This window comes from Psychrobacter sp. TB67, from assembly GCF_000511065.1.
GTDB lineage: Bacteria > Pseudomonadota > Gammaproteobacteria > Pseudomonadales > Moraxellaceae > Psychrobacter > Psychrobacter okhotskensis.
Map to the genome: position 1 here is coordinate 43,490 of NZ_AYYA01000054.1, position 12,132 is coordinate 55,621.

The 12,132-nt window shown below is 39.2% G+C and carries 8 protein-coding genes and 1 pseudogene; 5 read left to right on the forward strand and 4 right to left on the reverse strand.

Annotated elements, in window-relative coordinates:
• The first annotated feature begins 2 nt into the window (after window positions 1-2).
• Window positions 3-161 carry a DUF2256 domain-containing protein gene (locus W293_RS17025; RefSeq protein WP_084212305.1) on the forward strand — a complete coding sequence of 53 codons (159 nt, stop codon included), beginning with the start codon at window positions 3-5 and terminating at the stop codon, window positions 159-161.
• Between the two features lie 73 nt (window positions 162-234).
• Here W293_RS17025 and W293_RS0109080 read toward each other — a convergent pair whose 3' ends face one another.
• Window positions 235-1,416 (reverse strand): hypothetical protein, encoded by a 1,182-nt coding sequence (locus W293_RS0109080; protein WP_025652136.1) that lies wholly within the window; start codon window positions 1,414-1,416, stop codon window positions 235-237.
• 242 nt (window positions 1,417-1,658) lie between these two features.
• Between W293_RS0109080 and W293_RS0109085 the strand changes: the two genes are divergently transcribed.
• Genes W293_RS0109085 through W293_RS0109095 form a run of 3 tightly spaced genes read left to right on the forward strand, consistent with a single transcriptional unit; the run spans window position 1,659 to window position 5,566 of the window.
• Window positions 1,659-2,693: a hypothetical protein gene (locus W293_RS0109085; protein WP_025652137.1), complete on the forward strand. Its 1,035-nt coding sequence runs from the start codon at window positions 1,659-1,661 to the stop codon at window positions 2,691-2,693.
• A 3-nt stretch (window positions 2,694-2,696) separates the two neighbouring features.
• Window positions 2,697-4,631: a hypothetical protein gene (locus W293_RS0109090; protein WP_025652139.1), complete on the forward strand. Its 1,935-nt coding sequence runs from the start codon at window positions 2,697-2,699 to the stop codon at window positions 4,629-4,631.
• Complete coding sequence (locus tag W293_RS0109095; protein WP_025652140.1) at window positions 4,631-5,566, forward strand: hypothetical protein; 936 nt, start codon at window positions 4,631-4,633, stop codon at window positions 5,564-5,566. Before W293_RS0109090 ends, W293_RS0109095 begins: the two co-directional genes overlap by 1 nt.
• A gap of 126 nt (window positions 5,567-5,692) precedes the next feature.
• Here W293_RS0109095 and W293_RS17250 read toward each other — a convergent pair.
• The 3 genes and pseudogenes from W293_RS17250 to metH all read right to left on the reverse strand — a co-directional run.
• Window positions 5,693-5,824, reverse strand: a pseudogene (locus tag W293_RS17250) (vitamin B12 dependent-methionine synthase activation domain-containing protein); the annotation flags it as partial.
• A gap of 8 nt (window positions 5,825-5,832) precedes the next feature.
• Window positions 5,833-6,762, reverse strand: a complete 930-nt coding sequence (locus tag W293_RS0109100; protein ID WP_025652141.1) for a bile acid:sodium symporter family protein — start codon at window positions 6,760-6,762, stop codon at window positions 5,833-5,835.
• 202 nt (window positions 6,763-6,964) lie between these two features.
• Window positions 6,965-10,762, reverse strand: a complete 3,798-nt coding sequence (metH, locus tag W293_RS0109105) for a methionine synthase (RefSeq protein WP_025652142.1) — start codon at window positions 10,760-10,762, stop codon at window positions 6,965-6,967.
• Between the two features lie 583 nt (window positions 10,763-11,345).
• Between metH and W293_RS0109110 the strand changes: the two genes are divergently transcribed.
• On the forward strand, window positions 11,346-11,900 hold the full coding sequence (locus W293_RS0109110; RefSeq protein ID WP_025652143.1) for a fasciclin domain-containing protein: 555 nt from the start codon (window positions 11,346-11,348) through the stop codon (window positions 11,898-11,900).
• The last annotated feature ends 232 nt before the right edge of the window (window positions 11,901-12,132 follow it).

Here is a 12,132-nt window from a genome sequence, read left to right on the forward strand (position 1 = left end):
TCATGGCACACAAAAAAGCAAACCTACCGCAAAAAGTATGCCCAGTCTGTCAGCGCCCATTTACGTGGCGCAAGAAGTGGGAAAAGGATTGGGAGCAGGTGATTTATTGTTCTGAGCGCTGTCGGCGGAGTAGAAACGATTTAAACAATAAGAATCATTAGATTTCATGATAAGTTTTGGACAGTTCGAGTATGCAAGTTGATTTAGTCTGTGTTTACAAGCCGTAGAAAGAAATTATAAGATAGGCATACTCAGTATAGCTTCTCTAGTAAGGTATTTAGCACATTTACCTTGAGCATGCATGCTACGCCACAATTTCCCTACTTCGCTTGAAACACTATTCCAAATTATTTTGCTATCATCTTTAGATTTGCTAGACAGCATGTAAACAGAGTCTGTAAAAATTTGATTACCTTCTTTCACAATAGACTCTCTATTCAATGCCCTTTTTCCTACTCTTGGTATCAAAATATCGTTAATATTCGCACTTTTAAAAATTTTAGATTGTTGCTTATTATTTAAAAATAAAAAAGGCTCTTTTAGATCCGTAGTATGAATAGATTCTAAATCTAGGTGGTCAAAATGTAGTTTACTATGACTCCCACGTACTAAAGAAGAGTTTAAGTCGCCTATTGTCTTACAGTTGCTATCTACCAAACTATTAATAATTTTTAGTTTATGGTGATACTCGAAGCATAAGCTTTTCATAGCTTCATTTCTAGTTACTAGAATTTGGTCAGTGATTCCACCAAAAGCGTCCATTTTCTTTAGACTTATTCTGTGTTTAAACTCATTCGATGATCTTTTATGAGCTATAACAGCATAGGATTGAACTTCAGTCTTCTCATATATACTATCATCCAAACTTATCACCGATAAGCTGTCAAAACTATTGATAAACTTCTTCCGTTGAGGAAAATATTTCTCAAAAGCTACAAAAGGTGCGGAAATTATAAACATCAAAGAAGATTTACAGTTCATTGATGACATTACTTTGTCTAAGAAGGCTATATCTAACTGCTTGAAACTTGAATTAGAGTTTAGTTCTAAGAAGTAATCGAAACTATAATTAGTTTTTTTCCGACAGAAAGGAGGGTTACTGATATATAAATTTTTTTTGTTTGAAGGAAGATGTTCATTCAAATAGAAATTTTCATCCAAAACATCAGCAAGGATAGGTTTATGTAGTTTACTTAATGTTCTTTCTAGTTGTTTAAACCTATCAACATCAATTTCAACCAAAATTCCATTTGATATCGGTAGTAACGCCGAAAGGTTACCCAAACCAGCCCCCAAGTCAGCGAAAAAATCATATTTATTTGGAAGAAGTGATACTAAAGACTGCACAATATGAGGAGGAGTATCAACCTGACCCAAATCTTTATCTGACTTGCTCAGATTACCCATAAGTTCCATGTTCAGTCCAAAATTTGTTTTTTAAGTATAGTTGGCCGTATAATATATATTTAATATTAATTAACAATTGTATGTTAATTCGGGTAAAGTAAACTAGATCTCTATTCATTATGTTGCTCGTACAGAAATATGTTCTTCTTGTTCGTTAAGCTTAATGAACATAAACTGTTTGAAATTCATTTCATCAGCACTGTACCATTTTTTACATGGTATCGGCTATAGTAAAATTTTAGGGCTTTAGCATGGAGCAAACAATCACAAATCTTGACGAACTAGATCACTACCTAGGAAGTGACAACTATGAAGACATTCTTGAAGATGAAGAAGCGAGAATTATTGCTAAGCATCGTTTCTTAGTATCTAAGGGTTTAAGTCATATTAAAATTAGAGATATTGAAAAATGGCTTAAGACATTTCAAAATAAACTATCGCATAGATTTATTTCAGTTTTTTTGTTGCAGAGCATTACTTATAGAAACTATGAAATGATGGAAAGTGCCTTTGCTAGAAAAATATCTAAGGATATTAAAAATATTTACGAGGAAGTAAGTCCTTATAAGAGTGATAGCCTTGAAGAATGGTTGAGACTAATAAGATACTCCAAAATAATAAGTTCACATTCGTTTGCCAATATACATTTTTATTGTATAGATAAGAGAACTAGTAGTGTGACTCAATCGAGTAACACTATTCTAAGACGACTATCATCTAAAGTCATAAATCATCTACGTATACTTCAAAATATCGATGAAGTGAAAGAAAGTATAAAAGCTAAAAATATGGTAGTTTTTATAGATGATTTCTTAGGATCAGGTACTCAAGCTGCAAAATTCTTTAATGATCATGAAATTTTTGAACTTATTGAAATTGATGATGCTAACCAAATGCCGTTAATATATATGCCTTTGATGGCAACAAATACTGGTATAGACAACTTAAAATCTGAGTTCCCTAATCTAAGAGTTTTACCATCTGAGATAATAGAAGAAGACTCTAAGTTATCAAAGCATCATTCTTTAAGCGATTTCTTACAAACATTTGACTTGGATATAATGAAGATAGATATCGAAGAGCTTTTCATAGAAATGCAATCCTCTTACAGTTTTATAAGAAAAAATGCTTGGTTAGGATGGACAAATGCTATGCTTTCCATCGTGTTTGAATGGGGTTGTCCTAATTTGACGGTGCCATTAATTTATCATGATAATAATAAGCCAACTACAGAAAACCCTGATGGGTGCAATGTAATGTATCCACTCGCTGCTAGGAGAGTGTAGGTTATGACAACTGTTGAAAAATTACTCACTAATTTATCTGTTGCTCGTACTGAGTTTAAAGTAAATAACAGAAGCGTATTATCAAGCTTCGTTAAACCACCATTTTTTGAGCAAGTAAACATTTTAAATTACGAACATTCAATTGCTTTAGTAGGTGGTCGAGGATCTGGTAAAACAATGTATTTAAGGTATTTCTCACATTGGACTCAGTTCGGTGATGGTGTGAACGCTCAAATAGATGATTTAAAAAATATAGTTCTCTACTGGAAACCAGATACTATATTCTCTAGAGCAATAGAAAGGCGTGATTTGAGCCCAATTTTAGAAGACGCCTTTTTTCAATCTTTAATAACCATAGAAATAACCAAAGAAATCATTGGTTTAATTCGGAATACAATTAATCATTTTCCATTAGAAGCAGAAGAGATAAATCTAGAGAAGGAAGTTATTGCACTGATAAGTCGCATATATGATATTGAAGTTAATGATATAAAAAATGTAGTTTTTGAACTTGACCTGTTGTTTCAGACAATATATAGCAATATATTGTCTGGAAATATGCTGAAATCATTAATACCAAATTTATTAATAAGGACAATTCTAGAAAAATTGAAGAGCTACTCATTATTTAGTAACACTTCGTTTAAAATTTATATTGATGAATTTGAGAACTTTACTTTGAATCAGCAGGCTTTCATAAATGCGTTAAGGAAGCATTCAGATGGTTTTATAAGTTGGAATGTCGCCTATAAGGCTCACGCCGAGATATCTAATTATGTACACACAAATAGTCAGAATAGTGAACAGCTTCAGAAACAGAATGATTATAGAGAAGTTAATATTGATCAAATTATTGAGGATTCTAACAAGTTAGATATTAATAATTTCTTTTCTAAAATACTGATGGTAGCTATTGATAAGATAAAATATTCTGAATGTAGTTTTGAACAATCTTCTGAAAATGTAAAAAATATGCTTGTTCATCATACTGTAAGTAGCATAATCAAATCTTATTCTAAGGAAAATAGTGGCTTTCTAAGTCGTTTATCCAAGGAACTCCGTACTTCGGACGATGGCTTAGAAGAAGAGTTAGTTCAGAGAGTCTTGCTAAAACCTGATCTAGCCGTGGCATTGGTAGCTATAAAAGGGCAAAGAAACTTTAAACCAAACTCAATCGATAGATATTTACTAAACAACCTATCTGACGCCGAAGAAAAAAGTCTAGAAGAGAAGATTCGTCACTATGCTCCATCAGGTGTATTTAAATTAAATATAACTTCTGCTTATAATAATATTCCAATCTATAGTGGATTTGATAGGTTTATGATCCTTAGTTCCAGCAATGTTAGACATTTTCTTGAACTTTGCTATCAAACATTTCAACTTCATCTGAAATCAAAAGATGGACAACAAAATTTAGAGTTGGATGATTTATTTAATATATCGAACGATACGATGCATAAAGCTGCAAATATAACTAGTGCAAAGCTGTTGAACGAAGTAACTTCGTTTGCTCCAATGGGACAAAGATTGAATATAATTGTTCAGAGACTTGGTGAGTTGTTTAGAATAAAGCATCAACTAACTCCAATAACAGAACCAGAAATCAACCATTTTGGTATAGTGACAGATTCTTTAGACGAACAAATGCAGAAAGTTTTAAACCAAGCTCTATGCTGGAACGTACTTATTCAGCATGAAGTCACTAAAGAGAAGAACAATATTGATATTAATAAATACGATTACCAACTCAATCCTATTTACGCTCCTGCCTTTGGTATCTCATATAGAAAGATGCACAAGAAAAAGTTCTCTTCTGAAGAGTTAGATATTCTATTTAATGCTAATAATGAGCAATGGATAAAGTATAGAGACTCGATGGAAAAAAATAATAACAGCATTAGCTTCAAAGCTGATACACAAGCGGAGCTATTTTAATGAAATGCAGCAATTGGTATGAACATAAAGAAGGTGATAACTGGTGTAGTATTCTAGATGAGATTGACTGTCTTATAGTTGGTAATCACTATGAGATTGACGACAGATGTAAATTCTTAGGTGGCAAATTTGAAGAATATAATAAAAATATATATGTATTCAATGTTATATATCTTCAAACGGGAACTCCTAAATTCTATCTAGATAACGAAGAAGTATCAGTTACTGATTTGAATAAATTTATCCAAAGTAAAGAAGACAGTCAATCACATCTATTGATTGACATCTCTACATTTGATCTTCCTGAACTTTACCATTTTTTAAAGTCATGTAATGATATTTTGACTTTTGCGCATATAGCTTATTCTGAACCAAAAGGATACGCTGAAGGTAATACAAAAGATGGATCGAATCTACAAACTAATAGTTTTTTATCAGAAGATGGTAACGGACTTGACTATCTTAGCTTTTGTGAAATCCTTCCACATAAAGATAAGCGATATTTAATTAGCATAGGTTATGAGTCGCACAGATTAGCAGGTTTTCTCGGTTCTGATGAAATTAGGATTGAAGACAATAAAGCTGTGATTATTGGGATACCTCCTTTTAATGTAGGATGGGAGAATCACACTATTAGGAATAACTATCAGATATTAGATACGCATAATGCAGATATTCATATAGCGCCAGCAGATGATCCAGTCCGTACTTATTTAAGTGTTTTCGAAGCTCATCAAGAGTTAAGATCATCAGAAAACCTAGTGTTAATGCCTATAGGCCCAAAACCACAAGCATTGGGAATGATTTGGTTTGCAATAGATAAGAATACAGGACCAGTTGCTGAAGTTGGCATTCAGTATGATTTCGTTCAAAAAGTGCAAAAAAGAACTTCTGGCATTAGCAAAGTCCATGTTTGGGACTTTAAATTTAGATAGTATGCTTTGGTTGATTGCTGACAAATTAGTAGTGGTGTTTTGCTAAATGCGTACACTTACTTCAACAGACTTGATTATCTTCAATATCGAACGATTAAAGTCTGCTAATAGAAAGTTTTCAACGGTCTACAGATTCAGATTTAACCACCTCTCAGCAGTCTTTATATCCCAGCCTTTATGCTCAGCATAGCTTTCTAGCTGATCGGTACTGATTTTACCGACGTTGAAGTATTCACTATCAGGATAATAGTAATAAAAACTATCACTTAACGAGCATCTCTTTTGGCAAAGATATTAGCAACCAATGCACCACTAAAGTTATGCCAGACACTAAAGATGGCACTAGGCAGGGCAGCGACAGGATTAAAATAAGTCGCCGCAAGGGCAGCGCCAAGTCCAGAGTTTTGCATGCCCACCTCAATCATAATGGCGCGGCGTTGTTTCTCAGTGAAGCCGGACAAGCGAGCGATTACATATCCCAAGGTGTAACCCAGCATATTATGTAATGCTACGACGACAAATACGATAGCACCACTTTCTAAAATAGTGGCTTTAGACACGGCAACCACTGCGGCTATAATGATAGAGATACCCAATACCGACACCATCGGTAATATCTCGGTGACGAACTCGATCTTTTTACCCAAAAATTTGTGGAAAATAACCCCTAATAATATCGGTAAAATAACGATTTTAGTAATGGTTAGCATCATACTGGCTAAATCAATATCAATCAATTGACCGGCAAAAATATTTAACAGAATAGGCGTCAAAAAAGGCGCAAGTAGGGTGGATATAGAAGTAATGGCAACACTTAGCGCCACGTCGCCTTTGGCTAAGAACGTAATCACATTACTAGACGTACCACCGGGGCAACAGCCAACCAAAATAACCCCAACAGCGATCAAAGGATCAAGATTAAAGATGACGGTTAGCAAGTAAGCAATCAAAGGCATTAAGGTAAATTGTGCCAACAGCCCAACCAATACGGGCTTTGGTCGCTTAATGATTTCTACGAAGTCTTCCGTCTTCAAAGTCATGCCCATGCCAAACATGATAATACCTAAGATAGGCACAATCAAAAACGCCAACGAGGCAAAGAATGCAGGAAAAATAAATCCTAAGACAGCACTGACCAATGCCCAAATTGCAAAAGTTTTGCCAATCCAACTGGACAGTAGAGCAATTTGATTCATAACCTTTCTTCCTGAAAATCATAGTAGGCAATAACTTAGCACGTATGTAGTCAGGAAATGATAAAAGTATTTTGCTATCAAGGTAGCGATAAGTTTGCTGACGTGGAGCAGGCTATTATTTTATAAAAAAATGGCTTACTCATATTAAATAAGTAAGCCAAAAATAACTATCAGATGTTTAGGGATTGACTAAATTTCATCCCTACAAATTCGGATTCAACCACTTCTCAGCCGTTTTCATATCCCAACCTTTACGCTCAGCATAACTCTCTAACTGATCACGGCCGATTTTTCCGACGTTGAAGTATTCACTATCAGGATGCGAGTAATAAAAGCCGCTGACCGATGAGCCCGGCCACATTGCATAGCTTTCCGTTAATGTCGTACCGATCGCATCGGTAGTACCTAACCATTCGAATAGCTTACCTTTTTCCGTGTGTTCCGGACAGGCAGGGTAGCCAGGCGCAGGGCGGATACCGACGTATTTTTCCTTGATCATCTCATCATTGGTTAAAGACTCATCAGCTTGGTAGCCCCAATAGTCTTTACGGATCAGCTCGTGCAAATGCTCCGCAAAAGCTTCTGCCAAACGGTCTGACAAAGCCTGCACCATGATAGCGTTATAGTCATCACCAGCCGCTTTATACTTTTCAGCGAGTGCTTCTGTACCCACCATCGATACCGTAAAGCCGCCCAAGTAATCAGTACACGACTCTGATGGCGAGATAAAGTCCGCCAAGCTAAAGTTCGGCTTGCCGCTGGCTTTGTCGCTTTGTTGGCGCAGATGCTCAAACTGATATTCTGCTGTGCCGCCCTCAGTCGGCGCTTGATCATAGACGGTGACAGTGTCGGCAGCCGTGCGACGGGCTGGCATCAATTTAAACACGCCCTTTGCCACGACTAACTTTTCATCAATTATCTTTTGTAGGATGTCCTCGGCATTACCAAACAGATCACGAGCCGCTTCACCAACCACATCATCTTGCAAAATTTGGGGATATTTACCTGTGAGTCCCCAAGAGATAAAGAACGGTGTCCAGTCAATATAAGACAACAGGTTAGTGATGGGGTAGTCGTCAAATATTACTTGCCCTAACTTATTAGGGACAGGCGGCGTATAGTTTTCCCAATCGTATTGAAAGCCAATCTTAACCGACTCAGCGTACGATATCTTAGCGGCTTTGGGCTGGCGCTTGGCCAGACGCTCACGCACTTTAATGTATTCGGCGCGAGTATCATCAATTAACTGTACACGGTTCTCTTTAGAGAGCAGCTTGGTGACCACGCCGACTGCACGTGAGGCGTCGGATACATAGATGACGGCATCGTTTTGATATTGCGGCTCGACTTTGACCGCAGTATGCGCTTTAGACGTCGTTGCCCCGCCAATCATCAGCGGTAGGGTCATGCCGCGTTCTTGCATTTGCTTGGCGACATAGACCATCTCATCGAGGCTTGGGGTAATCAGACCCGATAGCCCGATGATATCGACTTTTTCGGCAATAGCGGTATCGAGGATCTTATCACACGGCACCATCACGCCTAGATCGACGATGTCATAGCCATTACAGCCGAGTACCACGCCGACGATGTTTTTGCCGATATCATGGACGTCGCCTTTGACGGTCGCCATAAGGATTTTACCTTTGACCTCGCCTTCGACTTTTTCCGCTTCGATGTACGGGTTCAGCCACGCTACCGATTGTTTCATCACCCGTGCCGACTTGACCACTTGCGGTAAGAACATTTTACCCGAGCCAAATAAATCACCGACGATATTCATGCCGTCCATGAGTGGCCCTTCGATGACATCGAGGGGTTTGGGGTACTTCTCCCACGCTTCTTTGGTATCGGCTTCGATAAAGGTAGTAATGCCTTTGACCAATGCGTGCGCGATACGGGCTTCTACCGTGCCTTCGCGCCAGCTCATGTCGACAGTGCTGTCTTTTTTCTTACCACCGTCTTGGTAGTTTTCAGCGACCGTCATCAGGCGCTCAGTGGCATCTTGACCGGTTTCGCCTTGATTGCGGTTGAGCATCACGTCTTCGATGGCATCGCGTGCTTCTTTAGGGATGTCATCATACAGCTGAAGCATGGCAGGGTTAACGATACCCATGGTTAAGCCATTTTGAATTGCATGATAAAGGAATACGGAGTTGATGGCTTCACGAATCGGATTACCACGGAAGCTAAACGAGACGTTAGAGACGCCGCCCGATACCATGGCATTGGGCAGGTTATCGGTAATCCATTTGGTCGCATTGATAAAGTCTGCGCCATAATTGTTGTGCTCAGTGATACCGGTGGCGACCGCAAAAATATTCGGGTCAAAGATGATATCTTCTGATGGAAAGCCGACTTCATTGACCAAGACATCATAGCTGCGCTGACAAATCTCAGTTTTACGCTCATAAGTATCGGCTTGTCCGTCTTCATCAAAGGCCATGACGATAATAGCGGCGCCGTAGCGCATACACAGTTTGGCGCGTTCAACGAACTCAGCATGACCTTCTTTTAAGGAGATAGAGTTGACGACAGATTTGCCCTGTGTGCGCTTGAGACCTTCTTCGATGATGTCCCATTTAGACGAGTCAATCATTAAGGGTACACGGCTGATATCCGGCTCGCCTGAGACCAAGTTGACGAAGTGAATCATCGCCTGCTTGGAGTCGAGCATGCCTTCATCCATGTTGATATCGACGATTTGCGCGCCGCCTTCGACTTGATCGCGGGCAACATCAAGTGCTTCCGTGTAGGCTTCGGTTTTAATCAAACGTAAGAACTTCTTCGAACCGGTGACGTTGGTACGCTCACCGACGTTGACGAATAAGCTCTCAGGCGTGATGGTAAAGGGCTCAAGTCCAGATAAGCGGCAGGCAGGCGCAATCTCAGGAATTTCGCGCGGTGGATATTTTGCCACCATATTAGCGATTTGGCGGATATGCTCAGGCGTCGTACCACAGCAGCCACCGACGATGTTTAAGATACCTGCTTTGGCAAAGCCCTCTAGCAGGGCCGTGGTTTCCTCGGCTGTTTCATCATACTCACCAAACTCATTCGGCAGACCGGCGTTCGGATGCGCGGAGACATAGGTATTGGCGATATTAGACAGCGTTTGAATATGCGGACGCAGGGCATCAGCACCAAGTGCACAGTTAAAACCGACGGTTAAGGGCTTAGCATGGCGAATCGAGTTATAAAAGGCTTCTGCCGTTTGACCAGATAGTGTACGACCTGACGCATCAGTAATCGTCCCCGAAATCATAATCGGTAATTCAAAACCGATATCATCAAACACCCCTGTCACTGCAAAGATGGCAGCTTTGGCATTGAGCGTATCAAAAATAGTCTCGATTAGGATGAGGTCGACACCGCCTTCCATGAGCGCCAGTGTGGCTTCACGATAATTAAGCACCAACTCATCAAAGGTAATGTTACGAAAAGCAGGGTCGTTGACATCAGGAGATAGCGAGCAAGTTCGTGACGTTGGCCCTATGACTCCAGCGACGAAGCGTGGCTTGTCAGGCGTCTTGGCAGTGTATTCGTCAGCCGCTTCACGGGCAATCTTGGCAGCCGTCTTGTTCAATTCTGGCACCAGATACTGCATATCGTAGTCGGCCATCGACAGCCGCGTACCATTAAAGGTATTGGTCTCGATAATGTCTGCGCCAGCGGTCAGGTGGTCGCTATGAATCTCTTTGATCATCTGCGGCTGCGTGAGTACCAACAGATCGTTATTACCGCGTACGTCCTGCTCAATATTAGCGAAGCGCGCCCCGCGATAATCAGCTTCTTCCAGCTTATAATTCTGGATATGCGTGCCCATCGCGCCATCGAGCATCAAAATCCGTAAAGCCATTTGCTTGGTAATACGCTCGCGAGCGGTGAGCTGCTGTGCCTTGTAAGGAAATACCTCAGGCGGCGTTAGGACAAAATCGTTCGGAGTGGTGTTATCGTCAGCTGAGGTATTATCTGCTTGAGTAGCGGTTTGTAGTGTCATAGAAGGACTGCTTATATCGTCAATATTATGATAGGGAAGAAGAAAAGCGTTGGGAGCCATTCAAAGTAATAAATAAAAATTACACGCTTAAAAAGAGAGAAATATACGTTATTTTAGCATGAAAATTCGTCGTCTCGAGGGATTGTAGCGATTGCTGTTTTGGCGATACCAAAGCGTGATGTTGTCTCCTCAGCATTCGCTTGCTCATGCTACTACGACATGGACTAAAGTGTATGACATAAAATACTAGGGGACAAATGAATATCATTTCGCTTAAAGATTACATAAAGCTTTGTTTTTAAAATTAAAGTCTATTAAGCCACCTAAAAGACTGACATAAATTACATACTCATGACAAAAATAGCGTAAAAGTGAACTAATAAGGATGCTCTATATGTTAATTTGATTTCAGAAGTATTGACTTTTAGTAAGAACTGCTTACAAGCAAATGTTAATTATTTTTATTTAGTAATCATTATTAATACTTACCTATGCCAGTGCCAGCGAATTTTAAGAGTTAATTATCTACTCGTAAATTAGTAATACAATAATCAAGAATGATTCAATCATTAAGGACAATGTTATGAAAATTACCAAAATTGCTACTATCGGTACATTAGCGCTTTCGATCGCGGGTTTAACGGCTTGTAATAATATGATGCCTACTAAAAGCGCAGAGATGAAAGCACCCATGCATAGTCAATCTATGGCAAAAATGAATGTGGTACAAATTGCCCAGAGCAACCCGGACTTCTCGCTATTAGTTGAAGCAGTACAAGCGGCAGGCCTTGCGAGTGCATTGTCTGACCCTAATGCCAACTATACGATATTTGCTCCAACCAATGCCGCGTTTATGCAAGCATTGGCCGAAACCAAAATGACCAAAGCTCAGTTATTTGCTAATAAGCCACTGTTAACCAAAATCTTAGGCTATCACGTGATCAACGGCAATATGGCGATGTATGCCAAAGATGTGAAGCCTGGCAATGTCATGACCTTGAGCAATGATACCTTGATGGTGACCCCGAAAGGCCAACTAATGGATGAGATGGGTCGTACAACTAATATCGTCAAAACAGATATTGCCGCTACCAACGGTGTGGTGCACGTGGTTGATAGAGTATTGATGCCAAAATAACTTTTGATGTCATGATTGTTGACAGCAATGTTTATTAAAAGCAGTGCTTATTGAAATCAGTACTTATTAAAAGCAGTGCTCACTTTTTGTCTTTTTATATGATGACGCTGGTACTCGTACCAGCCATCGTTTGTGCAAGCTGATTATTAAAGATATTTTTAACGCTAATCTTTACTTCAATTTTTGTTTAAACGTTACTTTATAAACGTTATTTTATCAATAATGGGGTAGT